Genomic DNA, 21,698 nt, shown 5'->3' with positions numbered 1-21,698 from the left:
AAAAGCTGCTAGAACGACAAGCTAATTTAGCAGTTTTACACTTTGCTAGATTATAGGCAACTGCTAGCAACAAAAAAAGACTGACTAAGGTCAGTCTTATTTGTAGGACGATCAACCATAGCTTAATTAAAGCTCTAACTATTTAGCCGTTAAAAGCTTTGCTAAGTTATATTAAGCAGGCTTCTGTGGTTGTTTTAGATTCAGGCCTTCAGTACATTGCTGCAACTCTTTCTGCATCTTTTTTACATAAGACAAGCTTGAAGGGTCTTTTTTGTTTTGCGCGTAGCTCTCAATTTCCCACATTTGGCCAATAGTCATTTGACTACGCACATTGATAGTACAAGTGCACAGTTTAGTTGCAGTATTTTTATCTGCTACTTTATATTTGACGGCGCCACTGACACAGCTATTGATATTGTCTTGCTTGATATCGGCGGCATTAGCTTGCGGCATAGCGATCAGACCGATAACTACTAAAGGTAAAATTTGCAATAACTTCATAAGGTTTCTCTCTCGGACAATATAAACAGTGGGGTTAAAAAAGTAGATAACTAGACATTAGCATCAGTTACTATAATCTGCTATTTTGGGCTAACTATTATAAGGCATGTTGTACACTCACAACTAGATCCTGCTATGGTCTATCGTTCAACACGCCTATTCACAAACTGGCTTTTATTGTTTATAAGCTCATAGCGACGAGCTTAGCCGCTACAATAACAATTATGCTGAGAAAAAAACACTACGCTCCTGCTGTGATGATGCAATCAAATGTTACGCTTTTGTTTAATGAAGCTGTTTATTGGGCATTAATAACTTAAGGACCCATCAAACTGGCTATTATTAGCCTTGATAGCGAGTTGGATCACTGACCTTGGCTTGTGCGAATCCTTGGCGACGCAGTACACAGCTATCACATATCCCACAAGCTAAACCCTGAGCGTCTGCTTGGTAGCAAGAGATAGTCTGAGCATAGTCGACCCCTAGAGTAATACCAAGCTCAATAGTCTGTGCTTTTGATAACTGTTGCAAAGGGGTTTGAATCCTTAGCTGATGACCAGTAACACCAGCTTTAGTGGCTAGATTGGCTAAGCGCTCAAAGGCGGCTATATATTCAGGGCGACAATCAGGATAGCCTGAATAATCCACTGAGCTGACACCGATGACAATATGATTGGCATCAGTAACTTCCGCTACCGCTAGGGCGTAAGATAGAAAGATAGTGTTGCGTGCTGGTACGTAAGTATTAGGAATGGCATCATTATCAACTTCATTATCGACGCTTGCATCAGCAGCCGCGTTGGTACTTTTAGTCGTGAGCTTATCAGCAGTAGTGAACTTATCAGTATCACCATCAGGTATGCTCATGCTGTGATCAGTCAGTGATGAACCCCCCAGCTGGCCGATATCGAGGTCTATAATACGATGAGCGACACCAGCATTTTGGGCGATAGCTTTAGCGGCTACCAGCTCACTATTGTGGCGCTGACCATAATCAAAGCTTATAGCAGTAACACAAGCATAGCGCTCTTTAGCCCAATAAAGACAAGTTACTGAGTCCAAGCCACCGGACAGTAGCACTACAGCATTTTGAGTATTAGAATTACAATCAAAATCAGTGATCGGCATAGTGTTAGTCATAATAATATTTATCGTTAATAGGCAAGGGAGCTATTTTAGCAAAATTATTATCATTACAACACCGTAGCTTAGAAGACTATTAAAGCTGCATAACTATTTTTTTTAGCCTGTTAATAATATTTGTTATAATTGTCGCTACTCTAGATAGCATAACTATTATCAGGCCCTCCATTATGCGGTTGCTTTGGCAGTTTTTATACCCTAATCCCTTTGAGCCCAGTCCTTTATTATCCAACTTGTATAGATATTGAGTATTTTATGACCGCAGCCACTGTTTTTACTCCCGATCCTTCTACTGCCGAGCAGCCAGCCATAAGCTCTGTGCCTATGAAGCTAACAGCGGACTTTGGCAAACTACAAAAAAAGCTACGTCGGCAAGTGTCATTAGCTATTCACGACTTCAATATGATTGAAGAAGGGGATGTGATAATGGTCTGTGTTTCTGGCGGTAAGGATAGCTATACTTTGCTAGATATATTGCTACTATTAAAAAAAGCAGCTCCTATCAACTTCGATATTGTTGCGGTTAATTTGGATCAAAAGCAGCCAGGCTATCCAGAAGAAGTGCTGCCTAATTATCTAAACCAGCAGGGAGTGCCGCATTATATTTTAGAAAAAGACACTTATAGTATCGTCAAAAGCGTAGTGCCCGAAGGCAAAACTTATTGCTCAGCATGTTCGCGTCTGCGCCGTGGTTCGCTGTATGGTTTTGCCAAACAAATTGGCGCTACTAAGATTGCGCTCGGTCATCATCGCGATGATATGCTGGCCACTTTTTTTCTAAATTTATTTCATGGTGGTGCGCTAAAGTCTATGCCGCCCAAGCTACTCAGTGATGATCAGCAGAATATCGTTATTCGACCTTTAGCTTATGTCGAGGAAAAAGACATTATCAGCTATGCAGGTCTAAAAGAGTTTCCTATTATTCCTTGTAACTTATGCGGCAGCCAAACCAATTTGCAACGCGCTATCATCAATGACATGCTGCGCGAGTGGGATGATGCCCATCCGCAGCGTTTAGCCTCAATTTTTAAGGCTATGCAGAACGTAGCTCCCTCGCAATTAGCCGATCGTGAGTTGTTCGATTTTGAAACTCTCAAGATAGATCGTAATGCTACTGAGCGTCTGTTTGAGGGGCATAATATTCAAGTCGGACAAACTGCTAGTCTTACGGAAATGGGTATGCCTATTGCCCCAGAGATGCAAGACTTTAAGGCTAAAAATGACTTAACTAACCATAGCCATAGCCATAGCCATAGCCATAGCCATAGCCATAGCCATAGCAATGGCTCCCTAGCAGAGCAAGGTAGCATCGACAATCACCGAATTCCAACCATCAACCCAGTATTATCTTAAGCTTAAAGCTAAAAAAGTTTTAGTGAGTATGGTTGAAACATGAATCGAAGCCCAATAAAAAACCAGCGATTAGACTAGTCGCTGGTTTTTTATTTAAAGGCTCAACAGGCTTCGCTGCACAAAATTTTATGAGCGTTAGCTAGGTTTTTCAAATACCGGTAAGGGGTCGAAGCTAACCTTTGCACGCGGCAGCTTTGCTACATCACGCATGCGCCAATCCTCTTTACCATCATTACTAACTTGTAGATAATATTTAGCTTTTACAGGATCAAGATTGACAGCTGGTGCGCTATATTTATTAGCGCTCTCATGATGCAAGACTACATCACGATCTTTTTTGATGTCAGTAGCATGAGATATAGATAGTGCCAACTCATCAGGGTAGACGAGTGGGGTACCATTGAGTAGCTTACCGGACTGCAGGCTTTGCTCAGGATAATTAAGATAAAAGGTAATATCGCCATTATCTGCAAACTGCATTTGACCATGTAGGTCTAAATCATAAGTAAGCTTATCGCGGGATACATCATGATATAAAGTTTTGCCATCCATATACCAGTCATCACGTACCACGCTATCACGGATTTGATAAGAATAATAAACGAACCAAAGACAAGCCACTACCACGAATGCTGGCAGACCAATCACAAAGATAATGACCATGTAGTTCTTGTACCATGGCTGGCTATCTTGGTGCTTAAAATTCGGTGATTGTGTAGGAGTAGACATATAATACCTATTTAACGCATCAGTTTATAAACGCAACTGCTAAATGCAGCCCACTTAATGCTAATTAATAACCGCATCAGTATAGCCTGATTTAGTAGGCACCGCATCTGCTAAGCACTCTATAAATAAGTACTTAGCAGGAAATGATAGGTGAGTTGTAGGGCTAAAAAAGTTGTCTATTGATAACTTACTGGCCTTGAGTTGTGAAGACGTTGTCTTTGCTAACTTTATACTGACCATCTTCACTTACCACGTTGAGAGTGACAGGTGTTTGACCTTCATCGACAATAGCAGGATCACCATAAATACTTACTGCCATATCAAAGCTCTCACCAGCATCGAGGGGAACGTCATTAAAGCGTAATTGTAAGCTCAAGCCATCTTTAGGCGCTAAAGTAATCTTATAAGTATGCTCATTTTGAGTTTTGTTAGTTAATTTGACGACGTAACTGTTCTCAATCATTCCTTGAGTATTCAACGACGATAGCTGATTACGATCACGGCGAATATCAATCTCTAGAGGCACACGATCGGTTAGCGCATAGACTAAACCGCCACATAGCACTAGCAGTAGCGCTAGATAAGCGAACAGCCGCTTACTAAATACCCGAGTATTCTCTTTTTCTGCTAACTGGCGCTCAGTAGTGTAGCGAATCAAACCACGCTTATAGCCGACCTTGTCCATAACCTCATTACACGCATCGATGCAAGCAGCACATTGAATACAGCCCACTTGTAAGCCATCACGAATATCGATACCAGTAGGGCAGACTTGCACACACATTTGGCACTCAATACAGTCGCCTAAGTTCTCAGGATGAGTGCCTTTTTTGCGAGTACCACGTGGCTCACCACGCTCATAATCATAAGAAACGATTAAGGTGTCTTTATCGAACATAACACTTTGGAAGCGACCATAAGGGCAGATCTGGATGCACATTTGCTCACGCATGTAACCTGCGTTAGCATAAGTTGCAAAGGTAAAGATAAACATCGATACCCATATCCAAGTTGGCCAGTTTGGAATAGGGATTAATCCTATCAGCTGCCAACTTTGATAAATTTGGTCAGTACCAGCCACGTAACTTACAAAAGTTGCTGCAGTGATTACCGATAGAGCTAACCATATAAAATAAACTAAACCACGCTTAAAGGCTTTAGTTGCGCCCATAGGAGATTTATCAAACTTGATACGCTTATTACGATCGCCAATAACCCACTTTTCAACGTGCTGATACAAGTGGGTCCAAATGGTCTGTGGACAGGCATAACCGCACCATACTCGTCCAGCATAGACCGTTACCATGAATAAGGTAAAGGCAGCAATAAGTGCAAAGGCGGCAATAAAATAGAAATCCTGAGTCAAGAAGGTCATGCCAAAGATATAGTAATGCTGCGACGGAACATCAAACCATATAGCCTGTCTACCATCATATCGCAGCCAAGGTAACAATAAAAACAGTGCTAGAAAGAAATACATACTAACCAGACGAATGTTTTGATAAAGACCTGTGACAAAGCGAGGATGGATGCGATGCTTAGTAGCATCAAGATCAATCTGCTGCGTAGGAATTTTATTAGAGTGTTGTGCTGACATAAACTTGCCTCTTTAAAAAAAGAATCAGTCTGCTGGCATGAGTAACGAACATAAATTATAGCTATTGAATGTATAAATCTACGCTTTTATCAATGTCAGTAAGGAGTTGAAACTTGCATCATGGCTACCACTTATAGCTACTGTTGATGATACTTAGCATCTAAATATCGATACAGTTTCAACGACCAAATGATCGATTGTATATAACCAACAACAATTGAAAATATGTTGATCATCCACTAATTACTATAAAAAAATGTCTTAATAAATAGTTATTTGAGTCACTATTTTAGCATTACCCTTACTGTAAATGGGGAGATGTAATAAAAAATAGTCACTATATTCAGGTGGTTGATAATTGTTTTTACTTTTTGTAGTTACTACCTAATAATAATAAAAAGGAGAACTGTATTAACAGTTCTCCTTTATTTCACATCCTATCTAACACTAACCACTGACGCTTAACTAAAATATTATAGACTTTAGTTAGCGCTGCTTACTTTTACTGCAGCTACAGGAGCAGTAGCACTAGCGGTAATATTGGCATCAGCTTTAACTGTCTTAGCATTTTTGTCTGACAGCGAGTAGACATAAGCAACGACTAACATAATACGCTCATTACCTAGCTTAGTTTCCCACTGTGGCATAACACCAGCGCGACCATAACGTAAAGTATTACGTACTGTCTCACGATCACCACCATATAACCATACTTGATCAGTAAGGTTAGGAGCGCCAGCTGAAATCATACCTTTACCATCTTTACCATGACAAAGCGCACAGTTTTGAGCAAAAATAGCGCTACCTTGAGCTACTAAGGTTTTATCAAGTTCGCCATTAGCTTTGCTACCATTGTTGGCAGATAAAGATAAAACATATTCAGAAGCGGCACGCACACCTTCTTCACCAATCTGTTCACGCCAAGCTGGCATACCGCCGACACGTCCATTATGAAGTGTGGCTAGAAGATTACTGGCATTGCCGCCATATAACCAGTCACCATCCGTCAAGTTGGGATAGCCAAGTGCACCTTTGGCATTAGAGCCGTGACAGACTGCACAATTCTGCAAGAACAGACGGCTACCAACTTTTAAAGCACCTGGGTCTTCAGCCAGTTTCTCAACAGCTGGGGCAAGCTCTTCAATTTTCTTATCTATTTGAGTCTGTAAGTCTGCTGGTGGTGTCTCACTGCGACGCATAGTCGCTTGAAGAACAGAAAGTTCATTCAAGGTTTCAGTAGCACTAGTAGCATTTGCTTTAGCTAAAATAGACTTCTCAAAGTTATCAGTGAATACTTTATTGTTTTGTTCAAGCTCACTATAAAGCTCATTTTTCGAGGTCCAAGGCACTGTGTCGCCATCGACTTCTACTGTTGCGATGCCATGCCAAGTACCAGGGAACATAGCTGGGAAGAATACCCAATAAACTATACCCCAGGCTATTGAGCCAAAAAATATTACTAACCACCATTTAGGAAGTGGTTTATCGTATTCTCGAATACCATCATAGTCATGACCAGTAGTACCATCTTCTTCTACTTCAGGTTTAAACTTGAGTACCATTAACAGTATGCCAAGAATAAATAACCAACACGAAAAGGCAATTATGGTAATCCAAGAACTCCAAAAAGCTGTCATCTTTCATCCTTATTGCGCTGCTCTTCAGATAAAGTATCTACAACCTCATCGTCAAGCGCAAGCTGTGCATCTTCTTCGAAGCGTTTTTTGTTTTTTGGCGAATACGCCCACCATGCAACACCTATAAAGGCAACAAAAGCTGAAACAGTTGCAATTGTTTGTAATTCACCAATGCCCATTAGCGCTGTCCTTCCATTGCAGTACCTAACTGTTGAAGATAGGCGACTAAAGCGTCAAGCTCCGTAGCGCCAAGTACAGCATCAGGAGCGCCGTCTATGTCCTCTTGAGTGTAGGGAACACCGAAACGGTCACGGAATAAACGCATCTTAGTTTGCACGTTAGTACCGTTGATCTCATTTTCTGCAAGCCATGGAAATCCTGGCATAATTGATTCAGGTACTAATGAACGTGGGTTCATTAAATGTTGCTTCTGCCAGTCTTCTGAATAGCGTCCGCCAACTCGTGCTAGATCTGGTCCAGTACGTTTAGAACCCCACAAGAAGGGATGATCCCAAGTTGATTCAGCAGCACGTGAGTAAGGGCCATAACGTTCAACTTCTGCACGTAGCGGACGTACCATCTGTGTATGGCAAACATGACAACCTTCACGAATATAGATGTCACGACCTTCAAACTCAAGTGCAGTCCACGGTTCCATAGAAGGTAGCGGTGCGTTCACACCACCTTCTTCAGGACCTTTGTTATCATAAATTAGCGGTACAATCTCAACTAAGGTTGCAAAGCTGATTGCGATAACGATACCGATAACCAACAAGCCTGTGTTTTTTTCAATAATCTCATGCGGTGTACCAGCCATGATCGTTCCTTATATTTTAGCCGTTTTCGACTCATTGACACTAGGGTTATGATCAGTTGGATCAGCGATATCTACAGGCTTACCTTCTGGCATTTTAAGGGTTTTATAACAGTTATAAGCCATTACGAACATGCCTGAAACATAAAGTAGACCGCCGAATGCACGACCGATATATGGGAAATGTGAGAACTCAACCGTGTCAACGAAACTATATACTAAAGTACCATCAGGGTTAGTAGCCAACCACATCATACCTTGGCCGATACCTGAGATCCACATCGAAACGATATAGAAAATAGTACCTGCTGTTGCTAGCCAAAAGTGAGTAGTAATCAAGCTGATAGAGTACATTTTTGGCTTATTATAAATACGAGGTAACAACACATATAACGAACCTATAGTGATCATACCTACCCAGCCAAGTGCGCCTGAGTGTACGTGACCAATAGTCCAGTCAGTATTATGCGATAAGGCGTTGACGGTCTTAATAGACATCATCGGCCCTTCGAACGTTGACATCGCATAGAAGGATAAAGCCACGATCATAAAGCGAATAATTGGATCGGTACGTAGTTTATCCCAGCTTCCTGATAGAGTCAGAACACCATTAATCATACCGCCCCAAGAAGGTGCAAATAGGATAATAGAGAACACCATAGCTAATGACTGTGTCCAATCTGGCAAGGCTGAATAATGCAGATGGTGACCACCAGCCCACATATACGAAGCAATCAATGCCCAAAAGTGAACGATAGAAAGGCGGTAAGAGTAAATAGGACGACCAATCTGTACAGGAACGAAGTAGTACATCATTCCTAAGAAAGCGGCAGTTAGGTAAAAGCCTACTGCATTATGTCCATACCACCACTGCACCATCGCATCGGTTGCACCACCAAATAGAGAGTAAGACTTAAACGCACTAACAGGGATAGCCATACTATTAACAATATGCAGTAATGCAATTGTGATAATAAAGGCGGCAAAGAACCAGTTAGCCACATAAATATGTGAAGTTTTGCGCTTAATCAAAGTACCGAAGAAGACGATGGCATAAGATATCCACACTAAGGCGATCAAAATATCGATCGGCCACTCTAGTTCAGCATATTCTTTAGTAGAGGTTAATCCTAATGGAAGAGTGATGACAGCGGATACGATAACTGCCTGCCAACCCCAAAAGGTAAACCAAGCAAGGTAGGGGGCAAATAGTCTAGTTTTACAAGTACGCTGGACAATATAATAGGAGGTAGCGAACAAGGCTGAGCCACCGAATGCAAAAATAACAGCATTAGTATGTAGTGGTCTTAAACGACTAAAAGTCAGCCATGGTGTATCAAAGTTAAGCGCTGGCCATGCCAATTGTGAGGCAAGGAAAACACCGAGACTCATACCGATAATGCCCCATACTACGGCCATAGTAGTAAAAAATCGTATAATAGTGATTTCGTACTCACGGTCCACTGGAGCGACTGCTGTGTTTTGTAAACTCATTGGATGATTCCTTTACAGCCTGAATGATCAACAGTGTTAACTAAATATTCACCGTGCCCTCATTATAAAAAATAATTTTATAACTAGTTAACGATCGCGGTAAATGCGCGTTATAAATTGTTGTCTGATTTATTACTTTAATATTATAACTTATCAAAACAAGGCTTTAGCCAACTGATAGTAGGATTATATATAACATTGAAGTAACAACAAAACTGCCGTCTTTTGAAATCAAATCGAGGTTTGATAGGGTGCATTAGTACTTATATAATTAACTGGTCTAGCGTCGATAAAATAAGTTGTTAATTATAGAATTAAGCTGGCGGCGGCTGACAAAAAAATATTTGCGTAATGTTTAGTTAAAACTCCCGACTCTGTTTAAGGTATTGTAACGCAATCTTAATGAAATATCATCAAACTCATGCGCCAAAATACAAACTCTTTGGTAAATGATTTAACTGATAGCTTTTAATAATTCGCTGATAAAGCGCTGCGGAATACTGGAAAACAGTACAATAAAGCATTACATATATAGGCACTCATAATAACAAAAAAAATCAATATATCAATATGAAATGTAAGGAATTAAATTCGAATAGCTGATTAGTAAGTAAAATCAGCTGACTACCTAGGTTGCATACCGTTACAAAACACTAATATTTTATTGCTTACAGGTTGCTGATACTATTCATCCGGGTTAACCCTCTTTACTTCTCCAAAAACCACGGCATAATAATGGAGAGCCTTCGATTATCTTATCTAATAGCTCTATTAGTTGATCTAGTGGATAAGAAGGATCTTATCGAGGTTACAAGAACTACTTTTAGTTTACGAACTACTCAATCATAAAGGATAATGAAATGGCTCTTTTTTTAACTGACGAATGGTTTGCACAAGTTGAAGAATTTGGTAACGAAGCAGGTGAGTTGAACTTACCACCAGCTCTTGCCAGTATGGTTATTAATCTTAAAGTTGCTGATGGCAGTGAGACTATCGAAGCTAGCTTCGCTAATGGCTTATTGCATCGTGTCTTGAATGACCAAGCAACGACTACACTATTATTAGATCGTGCTACGCTTGAATCTACCATTACTAATTTTGACATGAATGAAATCATGGGCGCTTTCATGAGCGGCAAGATTCGTGTTGAAGGCGATATGTCGCAGTTGATGGCGCTACAAACGGCTCGTCCTAGCACTGAACAAAAAGAGCTATTTAAGCGTATCAAGTCAATCACTACTACCGCTTAAGCTATTTCTGTAGCTAGATTATTATTTGATGTTAGCCTGGCCGTTGGTGACAATATAGTCTTTGAACGCTATTCTTTCAACGCTATATAGTTATAAGGTTTTGGCAGCAATCGTAACTACGCAAAAAGCCCTTAATATAGTTAAGGGCTTTTTTATGGGCCAGCTTATCGATTTAAGCCAAGGTTTGCTTAGCTAGCAGCTACACGTTGCAGCTATGCTGACTACATTAGCTTGGCTAACTGGCTCGCGATTGAGTTTGCAGTTGCAACTTAGTATTTTGTTTGTTTTGATTTTCTTTATAAATAGCTGCTTGTAGCCAAATATTAGCTTGAATATAGTTGAGTACACCAATGGCTTGAGTTTGTGGGGTACTAAGCGCAGCGATACGAACCACGAATGGATCGGCATTTTGCTCACGTAAGATAACCACATCGAACAGTATAATATCTTTGCCATTGAACTGACACTGTTGCTTACCTAACACTTGTCCTTGACACCAAGCTTCGTCCTCTTGACCTAAAGTATCACCGAATAAATAAGCACACATATGGCCTAGGTTGATTTCTACTGGCTGCATTTGCTCTTTAGTGGTTGGCTGCCAGTCTTTAACTTGCTCTTGGATGTCAGTAGGTACTTGACCGTTATTGGCTGCCACGATATCGTTAAAAGCACGGTGAGAGCGAATGGCTTCTTGATCTTCAACCATGATCACTTCTTGTTGTTCGCTGATAGTAATCTCATGCGCCCAAGCACTGAAGTTGACAAAATAAGAAGTGCCTTGCTGATATAAATGGCGATTGGCGGTATAAAGCTGATCAAAGGCATAGATTATACTGCCATCAGCGGTTCGTAGACGCAGTACCGCATCATGAGTAGTCTCATTGACGATCATACGCTCAATAGTACAATTAAGACCGTACAGACTATCGACACAAGGGTAGGCGTTGACAAAACGTTCAGGTTTACCGTTTTTCATCGCTAATACTTGATTGATATGGCAAGGTTGATCCTCAGAGAGCAATAAGCAGCTATCTTCAGCACTGACATTGCTATTGAGACCTTTAGGCATTGTAGCTTGCTCAATCATCTGCTGTAACCATTCAGGTACATCATGACTCATGTCATCGGTTAAGATACGCCAATGATCAGCATGACCAGCCGTTTGGGCCTCGGTTAAAGTGATTTTGGTAGGAGATTGTAGGTTTTTATAATGATAATTAGTAGTCATGAAAATACTCAAACTTAAGTCAGCTGTGAAGTTTGGACTTAAACAGTTCAACAAACAACACTGATGGGTTAATGACAATAATCCTTTACATACAATATATAGGTATAGACTTAACTAATAGCAAGGGCCCTATAAAAAATAATAACAAAGCAGTACTTTTTTAAAAATAGCGCTTTTATTTTACTGTTAAGGATGACGTTTAATAGCACATTTTAGACAAATTGTGTCAAACTATCTCCTTTTTGCTAGCCTCAACCTTATAAACACCAAAATACAAAATCATATAAAGTGTCAATACAGCATCAAATAATTAGCAGGTCTGTCTAAAACCATATCTAATCCTCAGCGCAAGGCTACATCATTATCCTAGCATTTGTGCTGCTGTGGTTAGATAAGATAAAGAGTTTGAATATGTTTCGTCCTTTAGCCTTATTTATTGGTCTACGCTATACCCGAGCAGAGCGCAGTAACCGCTTTATCTCTTTTATATCGCTTATTTCAATGGTCGGTCTGACTCTTGGGGTGGCGGTATTGATCACTGTATTGTCAGTGATGAATGGCTTTGATCGCGAGCTCAAAACCCGTATTTTGGGTATGGTGCCACAAGCGACAGTTATCTCAACTGAGGTTATTAGTGACTGGCAGCAACTGGCTGATGAGATCAAAAAAGATCCAGAAGTCGTCGCTGTAGCGCCTTTTATTCAGCTGCAGGGTATGCTGACTTCCAACGGTCAAGTGGCTGGCATCATGGTCACTGGGATCGATCCTGATTACGAGAAAAAAGTCTCAATTATCAACGATAACATGACTGAAGGCAGCATCGATACCCTAAAAAGCGGTGATTTCAGTATCGTATTGGGTGAGGAGATGGTTCAGTCGCTAGGGTTACGTATCGGTGATAAAGTCACGCTAGTATTGCCAGAAGCATCACCGTCAGCAGCTGGGGTTATTCCGCGTTTTAAACGTTTCACTTTGACAGGTATATTCAGTATCAGTCCGGAAGTAGATAGTTTGATGGCCTTTATTCCAATGAATGACGCCGCAAAATTACTGCGCTTGCCTCCTGGTGCTCAAGGGATTCGCCTAAAGCTAAATGATATCTTTACTGCACCTATGGCTGCACAAAAAGCTGCTGCTATAGCACCTGATCAGCTCTATCCCAATGACTGGACGCAGACGCATGGTAATTTATTTGGTGCTATCCAAATGGAAAAAGCTATGGTCGGCTTGCTGTTATTTTTGATTATTCTAGTAGCGGCATTTAATATCGTGTCCAGCTTGGTAATGCTAGTCACTGATAAAAAAGCCGATATCGCTATCTTAAAAACTTTTGGCGCCTCGCCAAAGTTGATCACTCAAATATTTATGGTGCAAGGAGTAGTGATTGGCTTTATTGGCACTATCGCTGGCACGATTTTGGGCATTATATTTGCGTTAACGGTTGGTGACATCCTAGGTTTTATTAACCAAACCTTTGGTCTGAATCTATTCGATGCTTATTTTATCAACTACTTACCTTCGGAGCTGCGTTTTGTCGATGTGGCATTGATAACTGGGGCTTCATTTGTCTTAAGCTTTTTGGCGACTATTTATCCAGCACGTCGAGCCGCTAGGATTCAACCAGCGCAGACCTTGCGTTACGAATAATCGCGATAAAAGAAATAATAAGTTGAATTGTAATATAAAAAAAGGAAGTGCTATGTCTGCTATTTTAGAGGCGACCAACATCAGCAAAATATATGATGAAGGCGCCGTACGCACGCAGGTATTAACTGGTTTAGACTTGTCGGTAAGACCTGGCGAACGCATAGCCATCGTTGGCACTAGTGGCTCAGGAAAGAGTACCTTATTGCACCTACTCGGTGGTTTGGATACGCCTACTAGTGGCGAAGTGTGGCTGCATGGCAAATGTCTTAATCACATGAATGAGACTGAGCGTGGGTTAATGCGTAACCAGCATTTAGGGTTTGTTTACCAGTTTCATCATCTATTGGCGGAGTTTACTGCTATAGAAAACGTAGCTATGCCGTTATTGATGCGTCCAAAAGTCTCTACCGCTGATGCTCGTAATCAAGCGATTGAAATTTTAGAAAATGTCGGATTGGGTCATCGGTTAGAGCATAGACCAGGTGAGCTGTCAGGTGGTGAGCGTCAACGTGTCGCTATTGCGCGTGCGTTAGTGACTAAGCCCTCGCTAATATTGGCAGATGAGCCAACGGGTAACTTAGATTATGACAATGCGCAAAGTGTTTTTGCCATGCTTTCTGAGTTACAAAGCACTATGCAAACTGCGCTATTAATGGTGACTCATGATCGCAACTTGGCAGCACTGGCTGATCGACAGCTGTTACTGCGTAATGGTCAGTGGGAACAGTATTAGTAGCAAGGGCTCTAATGGATGCTGAATATTCAGTGGCTATAAGCTCAGTAGTAGTGTGAGTCGTCTCTAATCTAAGTGGCTAGTGGAATTTATTTTTGCTAGCGGCTTTGCATAATTATTCTAATGGCTGTTTTAACGGTTTGTCTTTTGCTGATTTGCCCTTACTTTTTGCATCTTGAGGACGTTTTTGCCAACTGACGATAGTTTTATAACGCCAAATAGCTTTAAAAGCTAAACCACAAATCAAGCTGCTTAGGATGGCTAATAATGTCAATCCTAAACAAAACGCTCCGATCGATACCACCCCTTTATAAGTGATAAAGGGGTTGGCCCCATCAGATATTATCCATAAGCTAAAGTCAGTAATCATCCGCCCAATCAGCCGCAAACTGATCATTGGCACATCAAGAATCTTGGCACCTACATAGTAACCAGCATAGAATACCGGTAAGGTTGTGAGCGGATTGGTGATCCAAGTCAGACCAAGAGCCATTGGTACGTTGGCACGAAAGACGAGCGCTCCGATCAATGCCAGTAGCATCTGTCCTGGCAAAGGAAAAAAAGCACTCAGTACCCCTATATACACCGCTTTATTCAAACTGTGGCGATTAAATTGCCAAAGCCGTGCATCGGTTAGGTACGGTGCAAACAGTTTTAAGGTGCGACTCTCAAGAAGTTTTTCAGGGGTGGGCAGCAGGTTTTTTAGGTGTTTTTTTGGCACAGGCTTGCCTTTGATCATGGTGTAAGGGTCACCACTACTGACATTAAGTGGCTGATAGTTAAAGATATAATAAGTAAAATAGCAACGGTTATGAAGCAGAGCTTCAGCTGTAATGGCCAATGATTGCAACAACTGCATTCAGTATAGGGTAATATAAATATAAATGCTATTGTTCAGGCTAAGCTATAAGGCAATCGTAGAGCGAGGCTAATGAGCATAAGGGTTGTAATAGTTTCACCTTATTTTATACAGTTCGCTCAGCCAAGTTTACCCTCTGACTTATTGGACGATCTAGCGTATTTGGCGAAGTAGGTCATTAACTAAGGAGTGCTAGTGTATTGGTTACTAAGCATACTTATCTTAACGGTGATGATCGCCGTCTTAGCTATTGCCAGTAGTAATACCTTGCCAGCCAGTTTGCTATCGTTAGACATAGCTAGCCTATCAATTTTGCCTTATCTATTAGGTATGTCGTTAGTTTTAATAGTTATCAGTCAAAGAGGTGTAGCCCCTGTTGCTACTATCCTAAGCACTAATTTATCTACTAAAAAAACCTCATTGATCTTTAGCTGGTTGTCTCAAGCACTGTCTTCCTTATGTATGGTCGCTTTAGTCACTCTATTAGTCATGGCTAGTGCCTTGCAAGCTTTGAGTAGTCATCAGCGTGCTGAAAATACTAAGCTAGCCTTATCAATGCGAGTGCAAGCGCTAGTGACTATAGAGGGTATCAGCGATAGCTTATATGATCCTACTAGCAACAGCGGTTATCGGCAAGTGGCCACTCTCAGCTATTTAGCGCCGCTCACTGCTGAATTAACTGCGCAGGAATTAGCGACTATAACCGTTGAGCAGTTACCGCTAAACGCTAGCAATAAGGATGGCTTTAAGCAAAAATTCAATGATCTCTCTATTAACAATAACCAAGTCGCAACTTATCGAGTGCTACTTAGTGCTTATCCCAAAATAAACACCAGCAGCAATAATCTAGCCACTGTTAACCGCTTGCAGCCAGGTGATCAGCTAATGATGAGCTTATCACTGGTGCCCCTGGCAACCTCAGAGCAAGCCCTCAATAATGCGACTGGCTTCGATAGTTATCGTTGGCTACGAGGGCGTCATATTGACGGGATGGCTAATATTATAAGCGTTGGTGTTCCTATCAATAACCTTGCTAATACGGTTAATAGCGCCCAAATGGCTACTGCTAGCGCCGCAGCCGATAATGCTATCGCACCCCTGACTGTTTTATCAAATACTAGCCTCAACTTTAAACGTTGGCGTACTAAAATTGATCAACAGCGCTGGCAATTGCGTCAGAGCTTTTATCAACACTGGCCATCATTAAGCCCAGCACAGCAGCAAGCCAATGCGGTTGCTTTGAGTCTATTGACTGGCGATCGTAGTTTGATAAGTCGTGAGACTAAAGACTTATATCAGCTAGCAGGTATCTCGCATTTATTAGCTATTTCTGGCACTCATGTTTTGTTTTTAGCCATTATGCTGGCAGGTCTAGTAGTGCTAGCCTCGGATCGATTTTGCCCGATACTATATAGCTATTTGCCACGCTGGCAACTGCGCTGGGGAGTGATGATCAGTGCCGCTTTTATTTATGCTTTGTTCACCGGGTTCGATGTACCTGCAGCGCGTACGGCGTGGATGTTACTGGCTGTTGGCCTCGTGCGTTTATCCTTACTACCAGTGAGCGCTATGCGAGTATTATTAGCCTTAGCAGTACTGCTAGCTTGGTTTGATCCTTATGTGCTATGGCAAGCGGGATATTGGCTGTCCTTCGTCGCCGTAGCCCTAATACTGAAATACGATAATGGCTTGCAGCAACAGCACTCGGATAATAGCTTTAACAACAGCCGGCAGCTTGTTAGTAAACACCAGCAAAACTGGCGAAATAATAGCCTTATTTATAGTATTTTGACAAAAACTTGGCCGTTAATTAAGCGTCTGTTCAAGCTACAGTGTTGGTTATTTATAGCGCTGCTACCGATTACTCTATTGCTGTTTGGCAAAGCTTCATTGTGGAGCTTAGTGATTAACTTGTTCGCTATAAGTTTGTTCGGTTGGGTTATCATACCGCTGAATCTATTGGCAGGGCTGTGCTATCTTTTATGGCCCTCTGTTGCATCCACTATTTGGCTGTTAGTCACCACTATAATGGTGAATGTGCATCAGCTAATAGCTTGGTTGACTTCGTTGCCAGCAGTCAGTAATGCTTGGCTATACACTCCAGTAAACACTGCTATATTATTGATGGGGTTGTTAGTATTATTACCTTGGCTTTTGCCGCCTAAGTTACTCAGTCGCTGGCTAGCATTGCCACCGCTAAGCTTGTTAATAATAACCCTCTATGCCAATCAACAGCGATTGAGCTCAATGCCAACTTTATATATTTTACCTACTAACGACAGTTATTTGACCGCGGCTGTATTACAGTATCCCGTTGATGCTATTAAAGTGAAAGATTTTAACCGCGATGATAAAAGTGCTCAGCAAAGCTCAGATAGTATCAGTTGGCTAATCTTAGCCGATCACCGACCTAAAGCTGCACGCACTACCGCAAGCCTACTGACAGCCGATCAGTTATCTGCGACTTTAACGCAGCAGCTAGGAACACTAGCCATTAAGCGTTTAGAGGGGATAGTGGTGCAAACTGGCTCAGCTACAACAATGACTAAGCAGGATCATAAGCAGCAGAGCATGGTTAAGATCCCACATAGCCCAGAGGGCTTATTAGCCCTGACCGCTAGGCAGTTGAGTCAAAGCTTACCTACTAAGCACTATTGGCAAGCAGGCGAGCACAAGAGACTGCCAGCTGCTAAGCAACGCGTTATTACGCATGATCGATTAGCAAATAAACCTACTAGCAAGTCCTTTAATAGTGACTTAGCTATTAGCGCGCAACACTGTGCAGCAGGGAAGGTTTGGCAGTCAGCAAATGAAGCACTGACCATAAAAGCGGTTACCGGTTGGCCGACGATAGCTGATAGCAGTGTTTGGGATTGCAGCTTACTTATACAAAGCGATGAGCCTATCGATATCTTACAGTTCAACCCGGCTAATCCTGTACAATCGCCAGCACTAACCAGTCAAATATTAAGACTGGCGGCATCGTCATTAACAGCATCGCCAGCGCATAAGCACGCGCAGCAAAATAAATCGCGGTTGATATTAGATGTAGCCACCCATCGGCGTCTTTGGCAACTGTGGCAACTAATGTGTACAGCAGATGAGCTAGACGTCAATAATGGTAAGTCTATTAATGCTATCAAGGATAGCGATGTTCAGGATCAGCACAATCGCTTAAGTAAGCACTCAAATCATTGGTTAAGCCATAGTTCCTCAGCGGTACCTAGTAGCGTGTTGATAGCGCAGCGAGTTGAGCAACTACTAAGCTATGATAATAAGCCATTAGCAGTGGCCTTTGCTGCTACTGCTAGTTTCGATACTGATACTGATACTGATACTGATACTGATACTGATACTGTTACCGATAGTAATGTCGATGTTAATAGCCATGACAATACTATAAAATAAAAGCCGCTGTAATAGAATGGCTAATACAACAGTCGGCGTTAGGCTTATGTTTGGTTAGCTTTTGTGCTGTCACTACTATTGAACCCTAAACTAAAGATCACCATAACCAATAAGCCGCTTATAGAATTAGCAAAGCGTTTAGGATGATGTAGCACTTATTTTTATTGCTTTACCTTTTTTTAAATATTGTTTTTAAATATTGTTTCTAACCTAGGAAGTTATATGCCTAACTGGCCACCAGATCCCAATAAACGTCCTGATAATTCGGTCAACCAGCCTGTACCTCTGCAGCAGCAGCCAAGTGGTCAAGAATGGCGTCTTATCGAAAACACTTTACTAGCCAGTATACAAGAGCAACGTCGCGCGCGGCGCTGGAGTATTTTCTTTAAACTGCTGACTTTTGGCTACATCCTACTGATATTTTTGACCCTCGGACGTGGTTGCAGCAGCAGTGCACCAACCGGACTTGAAGGTGTCGATACTAGTAAACCACACTTAGCGGTAGTTGAGCTACAAGGCACTATCAGTAGTGGTGATGTGGCTAATGCTTATGATGTTAGCAAAGCCTTGACTCAGGCGTTTGAGAACCCTAATTCAAAAGCAGTAGCACTCGATATCAATTCGCCAGGCGGCTCGCCAGTACAGTCTGATGAAATTTGGCAAACGATGAGGGATTTGCGTAAAGAATATCCTGATAAAAAACTCTATGCGGTAATCGGTGATATTGGCGCATCAGGCGCTTACTATATTGCCTCTGCTGCTGATGAGATATATGTCAATCCTTCTAGCTTAGTTGGCTCGATAGGGGTCATTATGCCGAGCTACAATATTGAAGGGTTAATGGATAAAGTCGGGGTTAAAGATCGTACTATCACTGCTGGTGAGTATAAAGATATTTTAAGCTTAAGCCGTCCGCTTACTGATTATGAAGAAAAGCATGTCGAAAGTGTGTTGGCTAATACTCATAAACACTTTATAAATGCTGTAAAAGAAGGTCGTGGTAATCGTCTTAAAGATCCAGAAAAGAATAAACTATTCTCAGGACTGTTCTGGACTGGCGAGCAGTCTATTGCATTAGGTTTAGCAGACAAAACTGGTAGTATTGCTAGCTTAGAGAAAAAATTAGAGCTGAATAATGTAGTAAATTATACCCCAACCGATCCATTCCGCTCGTTTATGGATCGCTTTGCGGTACAGATGGGTGCTGGAGTAGGGTCGAGTATCAACTTCGATATCTTACCTAAAGAAGAAAATAACGCGCAAATGCGCTAATAGATGTGCTGATAAAGCTGAGCTATGGATAATAGCTCAGCTTTTTAGTGTCTAGCAGTTCAACAAGCTATAATCAGTTGATGGGTCACAAATATTGTTAGCATTGATTGCTATTGACCGTTATATTTTCCATGATAGCCCATAAGTATAATTTAAGTTTAGTGAGAATAGTTTATGAGTATTATTAATGCGCAGAGCTTCGCTGCCCTTGCTGTATCAAAAAAAACCAACAAGCCAGTTATCCATTTTGCTCATGCTAACGGTATGCCAAGCCCAGTCTATAAAGCGTTCTTTGCTGAGTTAGAGGCTTTTTTTACTATCGAATACATCGCTATGCTAGGTAACCATCCTGACTATCCGGTTGATAATCATTGGCGCAGCTTAACTCAGCAAGTGGTCGATAGCGTAAAAGCTACTTGTGAGGATCATCAAGTATCGCAAGTAGTTGCTGTTGGTCATTCGCTCGGCGCTATGTGTACCCTACAAGCATTGTATCGTGCGCCGCAATACTTTAACCAAGCGGTATTGATGGATCCGCCTTGGCTGTATGGCAAGATTAGCTTGTTATGGCACTTAGCTAAGACTACAGATAGATTACCGCTGATGAATCATCGTTTGATGGATAAGTTATCGCCAGCTGGCATCTCCAAAAAGCGCCGTGACGTTTGGGAGAGTCGTGAGGATGCTCATGATAAGCTACGTGGCAAAGGCTTTTTTAAGGACTTTGATGAACGCAGTTTTGCCGGTTATATCGAGCACGGCTTACACCAGCGCGCGGATGGCAAAGTTACTTTAGCGATTCCTAAAGCCAGTGAAGTTGCAGTATTCCGTACTAACCCTTCGCTGTATTGGCTAAAGCCAAACCATAGTCCTAAGCCACCAGTAACGCTTATCATTGGTGAAGATAGTATTTTTTTAAAGCGCAAGTTCCCCCAGCAAATAAAAGCGCGCTTGGGCATTCCTTATCAGACTCATAAGGGGGGTCATATGTTCCCATTAGAGCACCCAGAGTCAGTATCTGCGCAAGTACTAGAGGTCATTGCTCAACAACTAGCTTGATAAATAAAGCCTATAACTTCACTACTGTTTCTATCGTTTTATTGTTCTGTCACTTTGATAGACTTTACTGACAGATAGCTATCTACTGAATTTTTGAGTGACCATGCTATGCCCAATTCTCCTAAAGACCGTCTTGAGGTTATAAGCGCACCAATTAGTGGAGGCTTAACGCCGTCACCATTGTTTTCACGCTTTGGCGTAGCTGCCTTAATAATCGGCATGGTAATAGCGTTTTTTATTAGCCAGTTAATAGGCGTCTATGGGGCTGGTAAACTACTGTTACCTGCTGATAAGTCGTTAAGCTTAGGTGACCTCTTTTATTTTGGTAGTAGTGATGGCACTATAGTGAGTCTTTCAGTAATCGTTAGCTGCGTGTTAATAGCATTACTAATCATCGTTATTATCCGCCTAAAAAAAGCCGATCTGAGGCAGTATTTGGCGCTCAAACCATTTTCTTGGGCGCTAGGGATAGGGATGTTTAGCCTGCTACTGATATTTATGGTGGCTTCTCAGGCGTTGACTTACTGGTTAGACAAGTCACCATCAGATTTTGTAGATCCTTTATATCAATCGGTAAGCTCAGTGGGGTTGTTAGTTTTTGCGCTAGTGATTGTGGCGCCAATTTATGAAGAGTTGGTATTTCGCGGTATACTTTGGCAGGCTATTAGTGAGCAATTCACAAAAAGCAATTTAGAGTCACAGCCAAAAGGGCATCCGCAGCAAAAACCAACCGTTAAAGGCGCGCTAATAGCCAGTATTTTGACTAGTCTAATCTTTGCCGTTATTCACTTGCAGTATGGCATTTATGAGATCAGTACTATCGTATTGCTGGCTTTGATATTCTGCTACGCTCGTTATAAATCAGCATCGTTGCTACTGCCGATACTGCTGCACATTATCAATAATGGGGCAGCAATGTGGCTTTATTTGTCGCAAGTAAGCTGACGCTGCTCTTGTTGCTGGATGTGTTGCTG

At 41.7% G+C, this 21,698-nt stretch carries 18 protein-coding genes; 8 read left to right on the top strand and 10 right to left on the bottom strand.

From position 1 onward, the window contains the following. Nucleotides 1-171: 171 nt before the first annotated feature. Together JMY09_RS06175 and queC are read right to left on the bottom strand one after the other, a co-directional pair. On the bottom strand, nt 172-501 hold the full coding sequence (locus JMY09_RS06175) for a hypothetical protein (RefSeq protein ID WP_201622717.1): 330 nt from the start codon (nt 499-501) through the stop codon (nt 172-174). A 342-nt stretch (nt 502-843) separates the two neighbouring features. Further along, nucleotides 844-1,641, bottom strand: a complete 798-nt coding sequence (gene queC / locus JMY09_RS06170) for a 7-cyano-7-deazaguanine synthase QueC (RefSeq protein WP_201622716.1) — start codon at nt 1,639-1,641, stop codon at nt 844-846. Nucleotides 1,642-1,968: 327 nt separating this feature from the next. Between queC and ttcA the strand changes: the two genes are divergently transcribed. Further along, a complete protein-coding gene (gene ttcA / locus JMY09_RS06165; protein WP_227677203.1) occupies nt 1,969-2,997 on the top strand; it encodes a tRNA 2-thiocytidine(32) synthetase TtcA in 1,029 nt (342 codons plus the stop codon). A gap of 135 nt (nt 2,998-3,132) precedes the next feature. Here the strand turns inward: ttcA and JMY09_RS06160 are convergent, their stop codons facing one another. The 6 genes from JMY09_RS06160 to ccoN all read right to left on the bottom strand — a co-directional run bounded on the left by JMY09_RS06160 (nt 3,133) and on the right by ccoN (nt 9,268). Further along, nucleotides 3,133-3,726: a FixH family protein gene (locus JMY09_RS06160; RefSeq protein ID WP_201622714.1), complete on the bottom strand. Its 594-nt coding sequence runs from the start codon at nt 3,724-3,726 to the stop codon at nt 3,133-3,135. A gap of 187 nt (nt 3,727-3,913) precedes the next feature. Further along, nucleotides 3,914-5,323, bottom strand: a complete 1,410-nt coding sequence (ccoG, locus tag JMY09_RS06155) for a cytochrome c oxidase accessory protein CcoG (RefSeq protein WP_201622713.1) — start codon at nt 5,321-5,323, stop codon at nt 3,914-3,916. A gap of 482 nt (nt 5,324-5,805) precedes the next feature. After that, nucleotides 5,806-6,960, bottom strand: coding sequence for a cytochrome-c oxidase, cbb3-type subunit III (gene ccoP / locus JMY09_RS06150; protein ID WP_201622712.1), 1,155 nt, complete (start codon nt 6,958-6,960; stop codon nt 5,806-5,808). After that, nucleotides 6,957-7,139, bottom strand: a complete 183-nt coding sequence (locus tag JMY09_RS06145) for a cbb3-type cytochrome oxidase subunit 3 (RefSeq protein ID WP_201622711.1) — start codon at nt 7,137-7,139, stop codon at nt 6,957-6,959. The genes ccoP and JMY09_RS06145 overlap by 4 nt, the downstream gene beginning before the upstream one ends. Beyond that, entirely contained in the window at nt 7,139-7,777 is a 639-nt protein-coding gene (gene ccoO, locus JMY09_RS06140) for a cytochrome-c oxidase, cbb3-type subunit II (protein WP_201622710.1), read from the bottom strand. Before ccoO ends, JMY09_RS06145 begins: the two co-directional genes overlap by 1 nt. Before the next feature lie 9 nt (nt 7,778-7,786). Beyond that, nucleotides 7,787-9,268: a cytochrome-c oxidase, cbb3-type subunit I gene (gene ccoN / locus JMY09_RS06135; RefSeq protein WP_201622709.1), complete on the bottom strand. Its 1,482-nt coding sequence runs from the start codon at nt 9,266-9,268 to the stop codon at nt 7,787-7,789. An 860-nt stretch (nt 9,269-10,128) separates the two neighbouring features. On the opposite strand from ccoN, the gene JMY09_RS06130 reads away from it, so the two are divergent. Next, nucleotides 10,129-10,518 (top strand): SCP2 sterol-binding domain-containing protein, encoded by a 390-nt coding sequence (locus JMY09_RS06130; protein ID WP_201622708.1) that lies wholly within the window; start codon nt 10,129-10,131, stop codon nt 10,516-10,518. 235 nt (nt 10,519-10,753) lie between these two features. Here the strand turns inward: JMY09_RS06130 and JMY09_RS06125 are convergent, their stop codons facing one another. Then, nucleotides 10,754-11,746, bottom strand: coding sequence for a hypothetical protein (locus JMY09_RS06125; RefSeq protein WP_201622707.1), 993 nt, complete (start codon nt 11,744-11,746; stop codon nt 10,754-10,756). Between the two features lie 411 nt (nt 11,747-12,157). Between JMY09_RS06125 and JMY09_RS06120 the strand changes: the two genes are divergently transcribed. Both JMY09_RS06120 and lolD read left to right on the top strand, forming a co-directional pair. Then, nucleotides 12,158-13,393, top strand: a complete 1,236-nt coding sequence (locus tag JMY09_RS06120) for a lipoprotein-releasing ABC transporter permease subunit (protein ID WP_201622706.1) — start codon at nt 12,158-12,160, stop codon at nt 13,391-13,393. A gap of 52 nt (nt 13,394-13,445) precedes the next feature. Next, entirely contained in the window at nt 13,446-14,126 is a 681-nt protein-coding gene (gene lolD, locus JMY09_RS06115; protein WP_201622705.1) for a lipoprotein-releasing ABC transporter ATP-binding protein LolD, read from the top strand. 115 nt (nt 14,127-14,241) lie between these two features. Here lolD and JMY09_RS06110 read toward each other — a convergent pair whose 3' ends face one another. After that, nucleotides 14,242-14,847, bottom strand: coding sequence for a DUF2062 domain-containing protein (locus tag JMY09_RS06110; protein ID WP_227677196.1), 606 nt, complete (start codon nt 14,845-14,847; stop codon nt 14,242-14,244). A gap of 333 nt (nt 14,848-15,180) precedes the next feature. Between JMY09_RS06110 and JMY09_RS06105 the strand changes: the two genes are divergently transcribed. The 4 genes from JMY09_RS06105 to JMY09_RS06090 all read left to right on the top strand — a co-directional run bounded on the left by JMY09_RS06105 (nt 15,181) and on the right by JMY09_RS06090 (nt 21,669). After that, complete coding sequence (locus JMY09_RS06105; protein ID WP_201622704.1) at nt 15,181-18,393, top strand: ComEC/Rec2 family competence protein; 3,213 nt, start codon at nt 15,181-15,183, stop codon at nt 18,391-18,393. Between the two features lie 222 nt (nt 18,394-18,615). Beyond that, nucleotides 18,616-19,665, top strand: coding sequence for a signal peptide peptidase SppA (sppA, locus tag JMY09_RS06100; protein WP_201622703.1), 1,050 nt, complete (start codon nt 18,616-18,618; stop codon nt 19,663-19,665). Nucleotides 19,666-19,839: 174 nt separating this feature from the next. Next, nucleotides 19,840-20,724 (top strand): alpha/beta fold hydrolase, encoded by an 885-nt coding sequence (locus JMY09_RS06095; protein ID WP_201622702.1) that lies wholly within the window; start codon nt 19,840-19,842, stop codon nt 20,722-20,724. Nucleotides 20,725-20,832: 108 nt separating this feature from the next. Next, complete coding sequence (locus tag JMY09_RS06090; protein ID WP_201622701.1) at nt 20,833-21,669, top strand: CPBP family intramembrane glutamic endopeptidase; 837 nt, start codon at nt 20,833-20,835, stop codon at nt 21,667-21,669. Nucleotides 21,670-21,698: the final 29 nt, after the last annotated feature.

It is taken from the genome of Psychrobacter urativorans (assembly GCF_904846695.1).
GTDB classification, from domain to species: domain Bacteria; phylum Pseudomonadota; class Gammaproteobacteria; order Pseudomonadales; family Moraxellaceae; genus Psychrobacter; species Psychrobacter urativorans.
Note: the sequence above shows the minus strand (reverse complement) of the source record. Positions and strands in the feature narration are given on the sequence as shown.

Coding starts and splice junctions, on each gene's coding strand:
- JMY09_RS06175 (WP_201622717.1), bottom strand. CDS start 501: ATGAAGTTATTGCAAATTTTACCTTTAGTAGTTATCGGTCTGATCGCT.
- queC (WP_201622716.1), bottom strand. CDS start 1,641: ATGACTAACACTATGCCGATCACTGATTTTGATTGTAATTCTAATACT.
- ttcA (WP_227677203.1), top strand. CDS start 1,969: ATGAAGCTAACAGCGGACTTTGGCAAACTACAAAAAAAGCTACGTCGG.
- JMY09_RS06160 (WP_201622714.1), bottom strand. CDS start 3,726: ATGTCTACTCCTACACAATCACCGAATTTTAAGCACCAAGATAGCCAG.
- ccoG (WP_201622713.1), bottom strand. CDS start 5,323: ATGTCAGCACAACACTCTAATAAAATTCCTACGCAGCAGATTGATCTT.
- ccoP (WP_201622712.1), bottom strand. CDS start 6,960: ATGACAGCTTTTTGGAGTTCTTGGATTACCATAATTGCCTTTTCGTGT.
- JMY09_RS06145 (WP_201622711.1), bottom strand. CDS start 7,139: ATGGGCATTGGTGAATTACAAACAATTGCAACTGTTTCAGCTTTTGTT.
- ccoO (WP_201622710.1), bottom strand. CDS start 7,777: ATGGCTGGTACACCGCATGAGATTATTGAAAAAAACACAGGCTTGTTG.
- ccoN (WP_201622709.1), bottom strand. CDS start 9,268: ATGAGTTTACAAAACACAGCAGTCGCTCCAGTGGACCGTGAGTACGAA.
- JMY09_RS06130 (WP_201622708.1), top strand. CDS start 10,129: ATGGCTCTTTTTTTAACTGACGAATGGTTTGCACAAGTTGAAGAATTT.
- JMY09_RS06125 (WP_201622707.1), bottom strand. CDS start 11,746: ATGACTACTAATTATCATTATAAAAACCTACAATCTCCTACCAAAATC.
- JMY09_RS06120 (WP_201622706.1), top strand. CDS start 12,158: ATGTTTCGTCCTTTAGCCTTATTTATTGGTCTACGCTATACCCGAGCA.
- lolD (WP_201622705.1), top strand. CDS start 13,446: ATGTCTGCTATTTTAGAGGCGACCAACATCAGCAAAATATATGATGAA.
- sppA (WP_201622703.1), top strand. CDS start 18,616: ATGCCTAACTGGCCACCAGATCCCAATAAACGTCCTGATAATTCGGTC.
- JMY09_RS06095 (WP_201622702.1), top strand. CDS start 19,840: ATGAGTATTATTAATGCGCAGAGCTTCGCTGCCCTTGCTGTATCAAAA.
- JMY09_RS06090 (WP_201622701.1), top strand. CDS start 20,833: ATGCCCAATTCTCCTAAAGACCGTCTTGAGGTTATAAGCGCACCAATT.